The following is a 16024-nucleotide window of genomic DNA, read 5'->3' as shown; positions in this document are numbered from 1 at the left end:
AACGTCACGGCGTGTCGCGGAGGGTTACTGCGGAAGCCGCGCGACGGCGGCGCGCAATGCCAGGTTGTGGATGGTTTCGAGCTCACCGGCGAGCTCCCGGGCGCGTTCGCCGGAACGCGCCTTGCCGGCCGGATCGCTGCGTCGCGCCGGGGCGATCGCCCGTTCGATGAGGGCCGCCTCGCGCTCGGCCGCGACCCGCAGACCGCGGAGGTGCCTCGGCTCGATGCCCACCGTGCGGAGCGCGACGAGCGAGCGGAGCAGCGTCAGCGCGTCGTCGCCGTAGACCTCCGCCGGGACGATCAGCGAGGCGGCGATCGCCTCGTCGAGCAGCTGCCGCGTCGCGCCCGCGGCCTCGATGAGCTCGCGCCGACTGAGTCGCCGCGCGCCGCCGAGATGGACCGCCGCGCTCGTCGCACCGGGCAGCGCCGGGGTCTCACCGCGGTCGATCGCGTCGAGGTGCTCGCGGATCACCTTGAGCGGGAGGTACTGGTCGCGCTGCAGGGACAGCACCACGGTGATGCGCTCCACGTCGCTCTCGGCGAACTTGCGGTAGCCGGCCGCCGTGCGGGCGGGCGTCACGAGCCCCCGCTCCTCGAGGAAGCGGAGCTTCGACGGGGTCAGCTCGGGGAACTCCGGCTGCAGTCGGGCGAGAACCTGCCCGATGCCGAGGAGCGGCGCACGGCCGCTCGCACCCGCGGATGCCGCGGAGGGGGTCACTCGCCGCCCGTCGGCGCCAGGTCGCGGCGGGAGGCGTAGAAGGTGAGCCGGAACTTGCCGATCTGGACCTCGGCACCGTCGGCCAGCAGGGCCGTCTCGATGCGGACGCCGTCGTAGTAGGTGCCGTTCAGCGAGCTCAGGTCCTTGACCTCGAAGGCCGTGCGGTGCCGGACGAACTCGGCGTGCTTGCGCGAGACCGTGACGTCGTCGAGGAAGATGTCGGCGTCGGGGTGACGGCCGACGGTCGTCACCTCGGTGTCGAGGAGGAACCGCGCACCGCTGTTCGGCCCGCGGCGCACGATGAGCAGCGCCGACCCGGACGGGAGCGCGTTGATCGCCTCCTGCTCCTCCGCGGTCACGTCGGTGTCGACGGCCGCGAGTTGCGCGGCTGCCTCCCGACTGAACCCGATGGTCGTGTCGTTCGCGTTGCCGAGCTCGTTCGACGAGGTGTTGGTCGTCGGCTCCGAGCCCGGCGAGTTGTCGTTGTCCGCCACGGCGTACCTCCCGCATCCAGCGTATCGGATCAGGGCCGCGGCGCCACCCGCGCGGCGCGCACCGCCCGCGCGGTCTCGATCGCGTAGATGATGCCCGCCCACCAGTAGAGGAACGCGCCCCACAGCGTGATCGCCCAGCCGATCGGCTCGCTGACGGGCTGGACGGGCGGGAACGCGAGCCCCAGCATGATCACCGGCAGCCCGAAGAAGAGCGCGAAGGTGGCGACCTTGCCGAGCTGATGCACGGGCAGCGGCCCGTAGCCGTGGCTCGCGAGGACCACCCCGAGGACGAGGAGGAAGACGTCGCGGGAGACGATCACCACCACGATCCACCACGGCACGAGACCGCCCGCGGCGAGCCCGAGGAGCGCGGCGAAGATGTAGAGCCGGTCGGCGGCCGGATCGAGCAGCTGCCCGAGCCGGGTCACCTGGTTCAGGCGCCGGGCGAGGTAGCCGTCGGCGAGATCGCTGAGGCTCGCGACGACGAGCACGATCAGCGCGCCGATGTACTCGCCCATCACGAGCAGCACGAGGAAGACCGGGACGAGGGCGAGGCGGAGCATGCTGAGCACGTTCGGGATCGTCCAGACCCGCGTGCTCACCTGTCCCTCGCGCTCCCCCGCCACGCGTCCGATCCTAGCGACGGCCGGCGACGTCGCCCGACGAGGAGCCAGCGCGGCGCGAAGCCGGGGGCTCAGAGCCGTTCGGCGAGTCCCGGCCAGGCTTCCGCGAACCGCGGGTGCAGCGGCAGCTCCGCGACCTCGGCGATCGCCACCCAGCGCAGCTCGAGGCTCTCGGGGTCGGCGATCACCGGCTCGAAGCGCCGGGTCGCCGAGGCGACGACGGTCGTGTACGACCAGTAGCCGAGATCGAGGACCGAGGTGAACCTGACCTCGACGAGCGCGCGGGGCACGCCCGCCTCCTCGCCGGCCTCTCGGACGGCGGCGTCGACGGCCGACTCGTGCTCGTGCCGCGCTCCGCCCGGGATCCCCCAGGTGCCGCCGAAGTGGCTCCACTCCACGCGGTGCTGCAGCAGGACCTCCCGCTGCGGGCTCGTGATCAGGAGGCCGGCCGCGCCGTACCTGCCCCAGTACCTCGCCCCGTCGGGGCCCTCCACCCAGGCGTCGCCGCTCGTTCCGCTCACCCGTCCAGCATCTCGCACTCCGCGGGATGCGGCGACGTAGGCTGGGCGGGTGCCCCCCTCGGAGACCGCTCGCATCGACGCCTGGCTGTGGGCCGTGCGGCAGTTCAAGACCCGTTCGGCCGCGACCGCGGCCTGCCGCGCCGGCCACGTGCGGCTGAACGGCGAGCGCGCCAAGGCCGCGCAAGCGGTGCGGCCCGGCGATGAGATCCGCGTGCGCGTCGACGGCTTCGACCGCATCCTCGTGGTGCGGGGCATCCTGGTGAAACGGGTGAGCGCGCCGCTCGCCGCCGCGGCCCTCGAGGATCGCACTCCGGCCCGCCCGCCGCGCGAGCTCGTGGCCCAACTGCCGGTGCGCGACCGCGGCGCCGGCCGCCCGACGAAGCGCGACCGCCGCGAGCTCGAGCGGCTCCGGGGCGAGCAGCGCCAGCACTGAACCGATCGACGTCACCGGACGTCGCCGCCCCGCCGCGGCGTAGCCTGGAGGCATGACGAGCGAGATCCTGCACGAGCCCGAGGCGAACCGGTACGTGCTGCGCGTGGACGGCGAGATCGCGAGCGTGCTCGACTACCGCCGGCTCGGCGACTCGATCGCCTTCGTCCGGACGTTCACGAATCCGCCGTACCGCGGCTCCGGGCTCGCGGGCGAGGTCGTCGGCTTCGCGGTCGACGACGTCGAGGCGACGAGCACCGCGCGGATCGTTCCGAGCTGCTGGTACGTCGAGGAGTGGTTCGACCGGCACCCCGATCGCCGCCACCTGCTCGAGGCGCGCGCGAGCTGAGCCCGCACGCCGCTGCTCGAGGCGCGCGCGAGCTGAGCCCGCACGCCGCCTGGGCCGCTCAGTACCAGTTCATCGACTGCGAGTGCCCCCAGGCCGAGCACGGCGAACCGTAGGCGCGCTGGATGTAGTCGAGCCCCCAGGCGATCTGGGTGGCCGCGTTCGTCTCCCAGTCGCTTCCGGCGCTCGCCATCTTGCTGCCGGGCAGCGCCTGCGGGATGCCGGTGGCACCGCTCGAGTCGTTGTAGGCCGTGTACGACCAGCCGGATTCCTTCTGCCAGAGATTCGACAGGCACTGGAACTCGCCGTCGCCCCAGCCGTACTGGGAGGCGGCGAGCCCGCGCGCCGTGGCGCGCGCGCCGTCGGGGGTGTTCGCCCGAGCGAGGGCGGCGGCCTCCTCGGCGAGGACGCGATCGTGCTCGGCGGCCAGCGCTCGAGTCTTCTCGGCCTCGGCGCGGGTCTGCGCGGTGAGGTCGACGACCTCGTCGATCGGCAGCGCCTCGTAGTCGCCGAGCGAGGCGACCGCCGCGGCGAGCCCGGCGGTGTCGACCTTGCCATCGGCGGCGGCAAGGGCTTCGTTCGCGACGGCGAGCGTGTCCTTGGCGCTGCCCTGGGCCCGGGCCTTCGCGACGCCGGCGTAGGCGCCGAGCTGGCTCGAGTCGAGCGAGTTCTGCGCGCCGAGCGCCGCGGTGGCCTCGATCCGCTGCTGGCTCTCGGCCGCGCTCTGCACGGCGAGGCCGGTGCCGGCCACGAGGCCGGCGGCGACGATCGCGCCGGCGATCGCGACCGCACGGCGGCGGCCGGTGCGGCGGGAGCGCAGCGAGCGGCGCGTCGGGCGGGGCTCGGGAAGGTCGGGGGCGTTCTGGGCGTGGGGGTTCTCAGGAGTGTTTCGCATAGGAGTCCGCGCCGGCCGGTCGGTGTTCGGGGGATCCCGGGGCCGGGCACAAGTCAGACACTCTGCACGCCGTTTCTGAAGAGTTCCTCAGCTCTTCCTGGGCAGACGGTGTGCGCGCCGCCACCGGCGATACTGGGGGGATGCCGGATCAGGCCCCCCTCCGCCCCTCGCCGAACGCCCCCTGCCCCTGCGGCGGCGGCGAATACGCCGCCTGCTGCGGTCCGGCCCTCGACGGCGCGACCCCGCCCCCGACCGCCGCCGCGCTCATGCGCTCCCGGTACACCGCGTTCGCTCTCAGCGATACGCGGTACCTGCTCGAGAGCTGGGCCGCCGCGACGAGACCGCGGGAGTTGAGCCTCGATCCGGGCACCGACTGGCGGCGGCTCGTGGTCATCGACGTCGTCGACGGCGGCGCCGACGACCCCACCGGGATCGTCGAGTTCCGCGCCGTCTTCCGCGACGCCGACGGTCGCGGCGAGCTGCACGAGCGGAGCCGCTTCGTGCGCGAGGACGGACGGTGGCGGTACCTCGACGGAGCGCACCGCGACTGACCGCCGCAGCACGGGCCGCGCCGGGACGCACAGCAGGGTCAAAGCGGATCCCGAGGTTCGCTGCCTAGGGTGGGGCTCGTGACGTCGCCCGAGAGCTCCCCGTTCGACACCGCCCCGGTCCCGTTGCCGGTCCCGATCGCGGCATCCGCGGCGCCGCCGGCGACCACGACGCCCGAGTCGCCGATGCTCACGGACCGCGCGCAGCGGGCCCTCGACACGATCGACGGGCAGACGCTCGACGAGATGCGCGCGCTCCGCGACGAGACCGAACGATTCATGCAGCGCTACAAGTTCGGCATGGACGAGGTCATCACGAAGCTCTCCATCCTCCGGGAGGAGTTCAACCAGGCTCACGACTATAACCCGATCGAGCACATCTCCAGCCGGTTGAAGTCGCTCGACAGCGTCATCGAGAAGATGGCCCGGAAGGGCATCGAGCCGAGCTTCGAGTCGATCAGCCGGACGATCACCGACATCGCCGGCGTCCGGGTGACGTGCAGCTTCGTGTCCGACGCCTACCGCATCTACGAGCTCCTCGTCGCGCAGCGGGACATCCGCGTCCTCCAGGTGAAGGACTACATCGCCGCGCCGAAGCCGAACGGCTACCAGAGCCTCCACGTCATCGTCGAGGTGCCCGTCTTCCTCTCGACGGGCGCGCATCCGGTCGTCGTCGAGGTGCAGATCCGCACGATCGCGATGGACTTCTGGGCGAGCCTCGAGCACAAGATCTACTACAAGTACGACCGGCAGGTGCCCCAGGAGCTCCTCGACGGGCTCACCGACGCCGCGCGGACCGCCTCGGAGCTCGACACCCGCATGGAGCGCCTGCACCGCGAGGTCCACGGCGACCCGCGCGCGAAGGCGCGGCTCCGCCGGAGCTCGATCGCCTGAGCGCGGGTTACTCCCCCAGCTCGGGCTTGCGGGCGCGGCTCGGCTGCACCCTGGGCGGCTCGCCCGGCATCTTCGGGAAGTCGGGCGGGAAGGGCAGCTCGCCGAGCCCGTCGTCGAGGTCGCGCCGCCACCACTCGAGGAGCGGGGCGAGGTCGCCGGGCGCCTCGTGCATCCCGGCCCAGGGGTCGCCGACCGTCCGCAGCCGTTCGGGCACCGTGCGCACGGTGAGGGAGGCCGGGTCGACGTGCTCGAGCTCGTCCCACTCGAGCGGGCAGGACACGGCGGCGTGCGGCAGGGCCCGCGCACTGTACGCGCCGGCCATCGTGCGATCGCGGTTCGCCTGATTGAAGTCGATGAAGACCCGCTCGCCGCGCTCCTCCTTCCACCACGCGGTGGTGAGCTGCTCCGGCATCCGCCGTTCGAGCTCGCGCGCGAGCGCGATCACCGCGTGGCGGACCTCGAGGAACTCGTGCTCGGGACGGATCGGGGCGAAGACGTGGATGCCTCGGTTGCCGCTCGTCTTCACGAAGCCGGTGAGGCCGATCTCCGCGAGGAGCTCGCGCAGCGCGAGCGCCGCGGGCACCGCCTCCGCGAAGCCCGTGCCGGGCTGCGGGTCGAGGTCGATGCGCAGCTGGTCGGGATGATCGCTGTCCTCCGCGCGCGAGGCCCACGGGTGGAACACGATCGTGTTCATCTGCGCCGCCCAGACGGCGGCCGCGGGTTCGTCGATCACGAGCTGCGGGTGGCTCCGGCCGCTCGGATAGGTGACGGGCACTGCACGCACCCACTCGGGCGCGCCCTTCGGCGGGTTCTTCGAGTAGAACTGCTCGCCGTCGACGCCATCGGGGAAGCGCTGGAGCGATACCGGGCGGTCGCCGTTCGCCGCGACGAACGCCTCGCCGACGGCGACGAGGTACTCGGCGAGCTCCAGCTTCGTGATGCCCGGTTCCGGCCAGAGGACGCGGCCCGGGCTGGAGATCCGCACGTCGCGATCGCCGTGCGGGCCGGGGACGGTGAGGACGACGGCGTCGGAGGCCATGTCTGCGACGCTACCGCACGGGCTGGAGCCGGAACAGTCGCACGACCCGGCCGGACTCGCGTTCGTAGCCGCGGTACCCCGGCCACTGCCGTTCGATGAGCGCCCACGCGGCCTCGCGGTCGGCGTCGGCGAGGAGCACCGCGCGCACGCGCATCGCCCGGCCGCGCACGAGGATCTCCGCGTCGGGGTGCGCGAGCAGGTTGTAGGTCCAGGCGGGATGCCGCTCCCGGGCGAAGCTCGTCCCGGCGACGATCGCCCGGCCGTGCCCGTCGGGCGTGTACATGAGCTCGGTCTCGCGGAGGGCGCCGCTGCGCGCTCCGGTCGTCCGCAGCACGAGCGAGGGCACCAGCAGGGCGCTGAGCTGCACGCGGCGACCGGTGAGGACGGCGAGGACGCGCTCCACGCGCGGCAGCACGACGGGCGCGACCGCCCGGAACAGGGGCGTGCGGGTCAGCGGGGCGACGATGGCCCGGACGAGGTCGACGGTGCGCGGCACGCCCTCATTCTGCCCGGGAACGCGGACGGGCCGGGGCGTTCGGCCCCGGCCCGCGTGTCGCGTCGCTGGACGCTCAGTACCAGCCCTGCGCGTTGAAGGAGTCCCACGCACCGCACGGCGTGCCGTAGCGGCCGGAGATGTACGAGAGGCCCCAGCGGATCTGCGTGGCGGGGTTCGTCTCCCAGTCGGCGCCGAAGGCCGACATCTTGCTGCCGGGGAGCGCCTGCGGGATGCCGTACGCGCCGCTCGGGTTCGCGGCGTCGGTGCGCCAGCCCGACTCGTGGTTCCAGAGCTCGACGAGGCAGCCGAACTGGTCGGCGCCCCAGCCGTGCTCGGACGCCATGATGTCGCGGGCGATCGCCTGCGCCTCGCTCGGGTTCGACGGGGCGGAGGGGCGCGAGGACTCGCTCGAGCCGGACTCGGCGGCGGCGGCCTCCTCGGCAGCTGCGGCCTCGGCGGCCGCCTTCGCCGCCGCCTCGGCGGCGGCCTTCTCGGCGGCGACGCGGTCGAACTCGGCGACCTTGCCCTTCACGTCCGTCGCGACGGCGTTCGTCTCCGCGGCGAGCTCGAAGACCCGCTCGGGCGCGAGCAGCTCGTACTGGCCGAGGCTCGCGGCCGAGGCGTTGAGCGCGGCCGCATCGACCTTGCCGTCGGCGGAGGAGATGGTCGAGTGCGCGACCGAGAGCGTGTCCTTGGCCGTCTTCACCGCACGGGCGGACAGGATGCCGGCGTGCGAGCTGAGCTGGGTCACGTCGAGGTTCGCGGCCTCGGCGAGGGCCGCGGTCTCCGCCACCCGGTCGCTCTGCGCGGCGAATGCGGACTGCACGGCGAAGCCGGTGCCCACCATCGCGCCGACGGCGACCACGGCGCCCGCGGCCAGGAAGTAGCGGGTGCGGTGCGTGCGGTTCCGGCGGCGCTCGGCGCGGCTCGGCAGCGGCTCTGAAGTTGTCGTGGGGGTGTTCTCGCGGTTCTGGTTCTGCATATCTTTCACGCGCGCCCTGAGTGGTGCTGCCCACCGCGGCGCGAATCATCGTCTCGGGTACAGGGGGGTCGCCGGAGCGAAGTCGTCAGTTTGGCGAGGTTTACTCCACGACTCCTCCAGTTTCCCTGGGAAAGTCATGTGAGCGACACCTCCACCGGGGGCACCGATCGTGCATCCCGCACATCCGATGAACCATTCTCAGCACAACGCACATTGGCGTCGGAGCGCCGCCTGCATACTCTCGACGAATCTCATCCCCCTGGCAGAAGGACGCTCATGGCCCGCACCGCCCACGCAGACGACTTCGCGCTCTCCCGCGTCACCCCCGAGGCCCGGAAGCCCTGGTTCGGCATCGCCGTCCAGCGCTTCGGACAGGTCTCCGCCCTCTCGCAGTTCCTCCTCGGCGCGACCCTCGGCTACAGCATGACCTTCGGAGACGCGTTCCTCGCGTTCCTCTTCGGGTCGATCATCCTCGAGGTGATCATGTGCATCGTCGGCTTCATCGGGCAGAAGGAGGGCCTCAACACGGCGCTCCTCGCCCGCTGGACCGGATTCGGCGAGGTCGGCGCCTCGCTCGTCGGCCTCGCCATCGGCATCAGCCTCATCGGCTGGTTCGGCATCCAGTCCGCGATCTCCGCCCAGTCGCTCGACGTGCTCATGCCCGGCGCCCTCCCGATCTGGCTCTGGAGCCTCGTGTTCGGCCTCGCCGTCACGGCGATCGTCGCGTTCGGCTTCGTCGGCATGCAGTGGCTCGCGAACATCACGGTGCCGCTCTTCCTGATCCTCGTCGGCTGGTCGGTGATCTCCGAGCTCACCCGCCACGACCTCGTCGAGCTCGTCACCGGCCCGCCGCCCGGACCGACCATGAGCGTGTGGGCGGGCACCGGCATCGTCGCCGGCGGCCTCATCGTCGGCGCCATCATCACGGGCGACATGACGCGCTTCAACCGCTCCCGGGCGGACGTCGTGAAGCAGACGGTCGTCGGGGTGAGCCTCGGCGAGTTCGTCATCGGCCTCGCCGGCGTCCTCCTCGCCCACGCCGCGGCGACCGGCGACATCGTCGCGATCGTCACCTCTTCGATCGGCTTCGTGGGGCTCCTGATCGTGCTCACCGGCACCCTGAAGATCAACGACTGGAACCTGTACTCCTCCACGCTCGGCCTCGTGAACTTCGTGTCGACCGCGTTCGGCAAGAACCTGAACCGGGTGACCACGACGATCGTCCTCGGCGTCGTCGGGTCCGTGCTCGCGGCCGTCGGCATCCTCGGCCAGTTCACGCAGTTCCTCATCGTGCTGAGCGTCGCCTTCCCGCCCATCGCCGGGATCATGGTCGCCGAGTACTTCGTCGTGAAGCGGTGGCGCCCCGAGCTCGACGCGACCCGCGAGCAGGGCACGCTGCCCGCCACCGCGCCGCGCCTCGTCCCGGCGACGATCGTGATCTGGCTCGTCTCGGCCCTCGTCGGCTACTTCGTCACCTGGGGCATCCCCTCGCTCCTCAGCCTCTTCCTCTCGATGGCGCTCTACATCGCCGCCGGCAAGCTCGGACTCGTCCGAGGTGTCGGCGAAGCGCCGACGAAGCTCCCCGAAGCCGCTCCGGCCGGCTCCGACGCCTGATCCCCCGCCACCACCCAGCAGACCACCGCAGAAAGCGAGCGACATGCACATCGGCATCGACGTCGGCGGCACCAACACCGACGCAGTGCTCATGGAGGGCACCACCACCCTGGCCGGGGTGAAGCACTCGACGACGCCCGACGTCACGAGCGGCATCGTCCAGGCCATCGAGGACCTCCGCCGCGGCCGCCACTTCGACGGGGCCGAGATCGACGCCGTCATGATCGGCACGACCCACTTCATCAACGCGCTGGTCCAGGCGCGCCGACTCGCCCCCACCGCGGCGCTCCGGCTCGGCCTGCCCGCAACGAAGGCGCTCCCCCCGCTCGTCGACTGGCCCGAGCCGCTCATGGAGGCGATCCGGGCGCGCAGCTACCTCGCCCACGGCGGCTACGAGTTCGACGGCCGGCCGATCTCGCCGCTCGACCCCGACGAGCTCCGCGCCCACGCCGAGGACATGCGCGCCCACGGCATCCGCTCCGTCGCGATCTCCTCCGTCTTCAGCCCGGTGAACCACGACCTCGAGACCCGCGCGGCCGAGATCGTCGCGGAGGTGCTCGGCGCCGACGTCGCGATCTCGCTCTCGCACGAGATCGGCCGAATCGGGCTGCTCGAACGGGAGAACGCGACCATCATCAACGCCGCGCTCCGCGAGCTCGCCTCCGAGATCGTCGACGGGCTCACCACCGCGGTGCGCGCCCAGGGCATCGAGGCGCCGATCTTCCTCAGCCAGAACGACGGCACGCTCATGGACGAGGACTTCGTCCGCCGCTACCCGGTCGCGACGTTCGCATCCGGCCCCACCAACTCGATGCGCGGCGCCGCCGCGACGAGCGGGCTCGAGAGCTGCGCGGTCATCGACGTCGGCGGCACGACGGCCGACGTCGGGCTCCTCGTGAACGGCTTCCCGCGCGAGACGGCGAACGAGGTGAAGGTCGCCGGCATCCGCACGAACTTCCGGATGCCCGACGTCCTCTCCCTCGGGATCGGCGGCGGCAGCGTCGTCGACCCGGAGACCGCCGAGGTCGGGCCGGAATCCGTCGGCTACCGCCTCACGGAGGAAGCGCTCGTCTTCGGCGGATCGACGCTCACCGCCACCGACATCGCTGTGGCCGCGGGCCGCGCCGAGGTCGGCGACCCCGCCAAGGTCGCCCACCTCGATCCGGCCTTCGTCGCCCGCGTGCTCGACCGCATCGCCGAACGCGTCGCGGAGGCGGTGGACCGGATGCGCACCTCCCCCGAGCCCATCGCCGTCGTCGCGGTCGGCGGCGGATCCATCCTCCTGCCCGACGAGCTGCCCCCGTTCGGCCCGGTGCACCGCCCGGAGAACTACGCCGTGGCGAATGCGATCGGCGCCTCCATCGCCCAGGTCGGCGGAGAGATCGACAAGGTCTACGCGATCGAGCCCGGCCGCCGCGAGGAGACGCTCGAGGCGGTCCGCGCCGAAGCGGTCGACAAGGCGATCGCCGCCGGAGCGAAGCCCTCGACGGTGGCGATCGTCGACTTCGACGAGGTGCCGATCCCGTATCTCCCGGGCAACGCCACCCGCATCCGGGCGAAGGCCGTCGGCGACCTCGCGATGGGGGTGTGACATGAGCTGGATCCTCTCCGCGGCGCAGATCCCCGACCTCGCCCGCGGCGCCGCCGTGCTCGGCACGGGCGGCGGCGGCGACCCGTACATCGGCTCGCTCCTCGCGGCGCAGGCGCTCGGCACGGGCACCGTCGAGGTCGTCGCGCCGGACGAGCTGCCGGACGACGCGCTCGTCCTGACCGTCGCGATGATGGGCGCCCCGACCGTCATGGTCGAGAAGCTGCCGAGCCTCGACGAGGTCGTCGCCCCCGTGCACGCGCTCGGCACCTACCTGGGTCGGCCGGTCACGCACATCGCCTGCGCCGAGGTCGGCGGGGTGAACTCCACCATCCCGATCGCCGCGGCCGCCGCGCTCGGGCTCCCGCTGCTCGATGCGGACGGCATGGGCCGGGCGTTCCCCGAGCTCCAGATGGTGCTGCCGACCCTCTCCGGGATCACGGCGTCCCCGCTCGCCTTCAGCGACGAGAAGGGCAACGTCGGCGTGCTGCAGACCGTCGACAACGGCTGGACCGAGCGCATCGCACGGGTCGCCTGCGTCGAGATGGGCTGCTCGGTGATGATCTCCGGATTCTCGATGAGCGGCGCCGAGGCGAAGGCCTCGCTCGTCGCCGGCTCCCTCTCGCGCTGCATCGAGATCGGCCGCGGCATCGGCACCGCCCGCGAGGAGAAGCGCGACGCGGTCGCCGCGACCGTCGAGCTGCTCGGCGGCCGCGAACTCTTCGCCGGCAAGGTCGTCGACGTGCAGCGGGCGACGTCGACGGGGTTCGCCCGCGGGCGTGCGCGCGTCGACGGAGCGGCCGGCGCCGCGCTCGTGCTGCAGTTCCAGAACGAGCACCTCGTAGCCGAGTCGGCCGGCACGGTGCTCGCCACCACGCCCGACCTCATCATGGTGCTCGAAGCCGACTCGGGCGAGCCGATCACGACCGAAGGGCTCCGCTACGGCCAGCGGGTGCGGGTGATCGCCGCTCCCGCAGACGAACGCTGGCACGCGGCAGCCGCCCTCGCGATGGTCGGCCCCGGCTACTTCGGCTACGGGATGCCGGCGCACCGCTTCGACGGCAGCGTCTCCGCCGCCGATCCCACGCTCACGGCCGCGGGCAGCGGGGCCGCGGCATGAGCTGGCAGCTGACCGCGGCCGATCTGCCCGATCTCGCCCGCGGGGCGACGCTCCTCGGCACCGGCGGCGGCGGCGACCCGTACATCGGCAAGATGCTCGTCGAGCGCGTGCTCGGCGACCGGGCGATCACCGTCCTCGATCCGGAGGAGCTCGCGGACGAGCTCTTCGTCATCCCGACGGCGCAGATGGGCGCACCCACGGTGATGGTCGAGAAGATCCCGGCGGGCACCGAGCCGACGCTCGCGCTCCGCACCCTCGAGGAGCACCTCGGCCGACGCGCGGATGCCACGATGCCGATCGAGTGCGGCGGCATCAACTCGATGATCCCGCTCATCGTGGCCGCCGAGACCGGGCTCCCCGTCGTGGACGCCGACGGCATGGGCCGCGCCTTCCCCGAGCTCTCGATGGAGACCTTCGCCGTCTACGGCGTGCACGGCTCCCCCCTCGCGCCCGCCGCCCCCCGCGGCGAGCGGGTCGTCATCGACACCGGCGACGACGACCGGCAGATGGAGTGGCTCGCCCGCGGCATCACCATCCGGCTCGGCGGGGTCGGGCACATCGCCGAGTACGCGATGAGCGGTGCGGACGTCCGGCGCACGGCGGTCCCCCGCACGATCTCCATGGCGCTCGCCCTCGGCCGGGCCATCCGGCTCGCGCGGGAGGCGAAGCGCTCCCCCTTCGAGGCGATCGCCGAGACGCTCGCGCCGACGGGGTACTCCCACGTCCGCGAGCTCTTCGTCGGCAAGGTGGTCGACGTCGAGCGCCGCACCACGGAGGGGTTCGCGAAGGGCCGGGCCGTCATCTCCGCGCTGGACGGCGGCACGGAGCCGCTCGAGATCTCGTTCCAGAACGAGAACCTCGTCGCCCGCCACGGTGGCGCGGTCGTCGCGATCGTCCCCGACCTCATCTGCGTCGTCGACCACGAGACGGCGGAGCCCATCACGACGGAGGGGCTGCGCTACGGCCAGCGCGTCCGGGTGCTCGGCATCTCGACGCCCGAGATGATGCGCACCCCGGAGGCGCTCGCGGCCTTCGGTCCGAGCGCGTTCGGCCTTTCGGAGGAGTTCACCCCCGTCGAGGACCGGAGCCGGGCGCTCACCTAGGCTGTCCGCATGACGATGGTGCTCGAGCGCTCCGACGTGCCGGAACTCGCGCGCGGCTTCTCGTTGCTCGGCTCCGGGGGCGGAGGTGCGACGACGATGCTCGAGCTGATGCTGGCCCGGCGCGACGCCTGGCCGATCGAACTCCAGGGCGTCGGCGAGCTCGATCCCGCCACGCCGTGCCTGGGTGCCGCCTTCGCCGGATCGACGATTCTCCTGAACGAGCGGCTGCCCGGCGAGGCGCCGTTCGATCGTCTGGTGGACGCCGTCGAACGGTACCTCGGCACACCGGTGGACGCCGTCTGCTCGCTCGAGGGCGGCGGGATGAACGGCTTGACGCCGCTGCTGCTCGCCGGCCGGCGCACCGTCGTCGACGCGGACCTCACGGGTCGCGCGGTGCCCGGTCTCGATCAGATGTCCCTCCTCGTCGACGGGGTGGGCGGCATCGTCGCCGCGGGCGAGACGGGATCCGGCGGCGTCGCGCTCGTGCAGTCCGACCGCCCGGCCGACCTCGAGCAGCTGATGCGGGCCGCCATCATCCAGGCGGGCGGCAGCGGCGCCGTGGTCTTCGGCGGGTTCACGGTCGGCGACCTCGCCGAGCACGCGATCCACGGCGGCACGGCGCGGGCGCTCGCGCTCGGGCGGGCGTTCGAGCGGGCGCGCTTCGCCCCGGCCGCGGAGCTCGCCGCGGCGCTCGGGGGCCGGGCGCTCGCGGAGGGGCGGATCACCGCCCTCGAGGGCGATCGGCGCGATCCGCACGTCGCATCGGTCGAGCTCATCGCCCACGACGGCGCCGTGCACCGACTGGTGGCGCGCTCCGAGTTCCTCGCCCTCGTCACCGACGGGAGGGTGGAGTCCGCCGCTCCGGCGGTGATCGTCGTCCTCGACGCGGTGTCGCGCGAGGTGCTCGAGGTCACCGAGCTCGACGCCGGGCGCACGGTCTGCGTGCTCGAGGTGCCGGCCCCCGCCTGGTGGCGACCGCCGCACCGCGCGGCCAGGATCGCGCCGTCGGCGTATGGGCTCGAGGGTCTGGACGTCGTCGCGTGAGCCGGCCGCTCGAGCTCGCGGCGCTGCTCGCGATGCCGGACAACGGCGAGGTGACCCGGGTCGCCGGACCGCTCGCCGCCGCCTGGGACGGGGTCGTCATCGAGGCCGACGAGGCCTCGCTCCCGAGCGAGGGCGCGTCGCGTCTCGCGGTGCTCACGCAGCGGGCGCCGGAGACCCCGTGGCAGCGGGACGCACTCGTGCGCCGGCTCGGGGACCGCGGCTACCTGGGACTCGCGGTGCCCGGCGCCGACGGGTTCAGCCAGGGCACCCGGCGGCTCGCCGACCGGCTCGGGCTCTCGCTCCTCGACGTCGAGCGCCCGCTCCGTCTCGCCCGGGCGTGCTGGATGCTGCTCGAGTCCCGCGACGCGCTCACGCTCTCCGCGGTCCGGAAGACCGCCCAGGCGTTCGAGTATCCGGCGCAGGACCTCCCCGATCTCCTCCGCCATCTGGCCGCGAACCTCGGCTACGGGCTCGCGCTCCTCGATCCCGGCGGCGTGCTGCACGAGGCGGGCGGCCACGTGTCCGACGAGCTCCGCTCGCTCATCGACTTCGGCCCGTGGATCGACGTCGCCCGCACCGCGGGGCAGTCGGCCGCTTCGGTGAAGGTGGATGCGCCGGGCCGACCCGGGCTCCGTCTCGCCGCGTTCGGCGACGGGCTCGGCGACCCCCAGCTCGCCTCGCTCGCCGTCGCGGTCGAGGTCGCGATGCCCGCGGTGGCGGCGCGGATCCTGATCGACGAGGTCGCCGCGGTGAACGACGCCGCGGTGTCGTCGGGGCTCCTCCGCGACTTCCTGGATCTGCGCGGTGCGCCGGATCCCGAGGTGGAGCGCCGGATGGCGGAGCGCGGCTGGCGCACCTCCGGCCATCATCTCGGCATCCGCTTCATCGGCCGCTCCCGCCTCGACCCGCTGGAACTCCTCCGCTCCGTGACGCGCGAGCTCGGCACGATCGCGGCCGACACCCATGCCACCACGAGCGGCCGCGGCGTCGCGGCCTGGCTCGCGTTCGCGACGCGCCCGACCCCGGCCGAGGCCGCGCGGCTCGTCTCCGGGCTCCGTCAGGCGCACCTCTCGCTCCGCCGAACCTTCAACATCGCCACGGGCGTCGGCTCGCTCGCCGACGGGGCCGCCGGACTCGCCTCGACGCTGAGCGAGGCCGCCGACGCCGCCCGCGTCGCGAGCAACCGTTCGGGGACGGGCTGGTTCGTCCGCGTCGACGGGCTCGGCGTCGAGCAGCTCCTCCTCGCGTGGACGGAGACCGACACCTTCGTCCCGGCCGCGCAGTCGCTGCTCGCCCCGCTCCGCGAGGAGTCCGGCGATCTCCTGCGCACGCTCTCCGCCTACCTCGACCACGAGTCGGGGATCGCGGCGACCGCCGCCGCGCTCGGGGTGCACCGGAACACCGTCGCCGCGCGGATGCACCGGGTGCAGGAGCTCCTCGGCGTCGATCTGGAGGACCCCGAGGCTCGGCTCGCCCTCCACCTCGCCTGTCGCGCCGTGCTGAACTGAGCCGACGGACTCCCGGCTGAGCTCACGCCTGCGGCGCCCTCCCGCCCGGGCCGGCTCTCGCC

Annotated in this window: 18 protein-coding genes; 10 read left to right on the top strand and 8 right to left on the bottom strand. The window is 73.0% G+C overall.

The features are described 5' to 3' along the window. Positions 1-24 precede the first annotated feature (24 nt). From ftsR to ROT00_RS05660, 4 genes are all read right to left on the bottom strand, one after another. The gene (gene ftsR, locus ROT00_RS05675; RefSeq protein WP_404773060.1) at positions 25-717 is read right to left on the bottom strand and encodes a transcriptional regulator FtsR; all 693 of its coding nucleotides are present in this window, start codon (positions 715-717) and stop codon (positions 25-27) included. Continuing rightward, positions 714-1127: an FHA domain-containing protein gene (locus tag ROT00_RS05670; RefSeq protein ID WP_404773488.1), complete on the bottom strand. Its 414-nt coding sequence runs from the start codon at positions 1125-1127 to the stop codon at positions 714-716. Before ROT00_RS05670 ends, ftsR begins: the two co-directional genes overlap by 4 nt. Positions 1128-1240: 113 nt before the next feature. Continuing rightward, positions 1241-1837 (bottom strand): CDP-alcohol phosphatidyltransferase family protein, encoded by a 597-nt coding sequence (locus ROT00_RS05665; RefSeq protein ID WP_404773059.1) that lies wholly within the window; start codon positions 1835-1837, stop codon positions 1241-1243. A gap of 68 nt (positions 1838-1905) precedes the next feature. Next, positions 1906-2355, bottom strand: a complete 450-nt coding sequence (locus ROT00_RS05660) for an NUDIX domain-containing protein (RefSeq protein ID WP_404773058.1) — start codon at positions 2353-2355, stop codon at positions 1906-1908. A gap of 49 nt (positions 2356-2404) precedes the next feature. On the opposite strand from ROT00_RS05660, the gene ROT00_RS05655 reads away from it, so the two are divergent. Together ROT00_RS05655 and ROT00_RS05650 are read left to right on the top strand one after the other, a co-directional pair. Further along, a complete protein-coding gene (locus ROT00_RS05655; RefSeq protein WP_404773056.1) occupies positions 2405-2788 on the top strand; it encodes an RNA-binding S4 domain-containing protein in 384 nt (127 codons plus the stop codon). 52 nt (positions 2789-2840) lie between these two features. After that, on the top strand, positions 2841-3134 hold the full coding sequence (locus ROT00_RS05650) for a GNAT family N-acetyltransferase (RefSeq protein ID WP_404773055.1): 294 nt from the start codon (positions 2841-2843) through the stop codon (positions 3132-3134). 58 nt (positions 3135-3192) lie between these two features. On the opposite strand, the gene ROT00_RS05645 is transcribed toward ROT00_RS05650, so the two are convergent. After that, positions 3193-4026, bottom strand: a complete 834-nt coding sequence (locus ROT00_RS05645; protein ID WP_404773054.1) for an aggregation-promoting factor C-terminal-like domain-containing protein — start codon at positions 4024-4026, stop codon at positions 3193-3195. A gap of 140 nt (positions 4027-4166) precedes the next feature. Here ROT00_RS05645 and ROT00_RS05640 point away from each other — a divergent pair, with 140 nt between their 5' ends. Next, positions 4167-4577 carry a YchJ family protein gene (locus tag ROT00_RS05640; RefSeq protein ID WP_404773052.1) on the top strand — a complete coding sequence of 137 codons (411 nt, stop codon included), beginning with the start codon at positions 4167-4169 and terminating at the stop codon, positions 4575-4577. A 243-nt stretch (positions 4578-4820) separates the two neighbouring features. Then, entirely contained in the window at positions 4821-5468 is a 648-nt protein-coding gene (locus ROT00_RS05635) for a GTP pyrophosphokinase (RefSeq protein ID WP_404773486.1), read from the top strand. Positions 5469-5475: 7 nt separating this feature from the next. Here ROT00_RS05635 and ligD read toward each other — a convergent pair whose 3' ends face one another. From ligD to ROT00_RS05620, 3 genes are all read right to left on the bottom strand, one after another. Beyond that, entirely contained in the window at positions 5476-6507 is a 1032-nt protein-coding gene (gene ligD, locus ROT00_RS05630) for a non-homologous end-joining DNA ligase (RefSeq protein ID WP_404773051.1), read from the bottom strand. Positions 6508-6517: 10 nt separating this feature from the next. Then, positions 6518-7003, bottom strand: coding sequence for a nitroreductase/quinone reductase family protein (locus ROT00_RS05625; RefSeq protein ID WP_404773049.1), 486 nt, complete (start codon positions 7001-7003; stop codon positions 6518-6520). A gap of 73 nt (positions 7004-7076) precedes the next feature. Further along, entirely contained in the window at positions 7077-7985 is a 909-nt protein-coding gene (locus tag ROT00_RS05620; protein ID WP_404773048.1) for an aggregation-promoting factor C-terminal-like domain-containing protein, read from the bottom strand. Positions 7986-8261: 276 nt separating this feature from the next. Between ROT00_RS05620 and ROT00_RS05615 the strand changes: the two genes are divergently transcribed. From ROT00_RS05615 to ROT00_RS05590, 6 genes are read left to right on the top strand one after another with little or no spacing between them, the layout of a single operon-like run. Beyond that, entirely contained in the window at positions 8262-9599 is a 1338-nt protein-coding gene (locus ROT00_RS05615) for a purine-cytosine permease family protein (protein ID WP_404773046.1), read from the top strand. 43 nt (positions 9600-9642) lie between these two features. After that, on the top strand, positions 9643-11190 hold the full coding sequence (locus ROT00_RS05610) for a hydantoinase/oxoprolinase N-terminal domain-containing protein (RefSeq protein WP_404773044.1): 1548 nt from the start codon (positions 9643-9645) through the stop codon (positions 11188-11190). A gap of 1 nt (position 11191) precedes the next feature. After that, positions 11192-12307, top strand: a complete 1116-nt coding sequence (locus tag ROT00_RS05605) for a DUF917 domain-containing protein (protein ID WP_404773043.1) — start codon at positions 11192-11194, stop codon at positions 12305-12307. Further along, a complete protein-coding gene (locus tag ROT00_RS05600; RefSeq protein WP_404773042.1) occupies positions 12304-13410 on the top strand; it encodes a DUF917 domain-containing protein in 1107 nt (368 codons plus the stop codon). Before ROT00_RS05605 ends, ROT00_RS05600 begins: the two co-directional genes overlap by 4 nt. Before the next feature lie 9 nt (positions 13411-13419). After that, on the top strand, positions 13420-14454 hold the full coding sequence (locus ROT00_RS05595; RefSeq protein ID WP_404773040.1) for an S-methyl thiohydantoin desulfurase domain-containing protein: 1035 nt from the start codon (positions 13420-13422) through the stop codon (positions 14452-14454). Then, entirely contained in the window at positions 14451-15962 is a 1512-nt protein-coding gene (locus ROT00_RS05590) for a PucR family transcriptional regulator (protein ID WP_404773039.1), read from the top strand. The genes ROT00_RS05595 and ROT00_RS05590 overlap by 4 nt, the downstream gene beginning before the upstream one ends. Positions 15963-16024 lie beyond the last annotated feature (62 nt).

It is taken from the genome of Agromyces mediolanus, assembly GCF_044917495.1.
GTDB lineage: Bacteria > Actinomycetota > Actinomycetes > Actinomycetales > Microbacteriaceae > Agromyces > Agromyces mediolanus_B.
The sequence above is the reverse complement of the archived record's forward strand: the minus strand, read 5'-3'. Positions and strand labels throughout refer to the sequence as shown.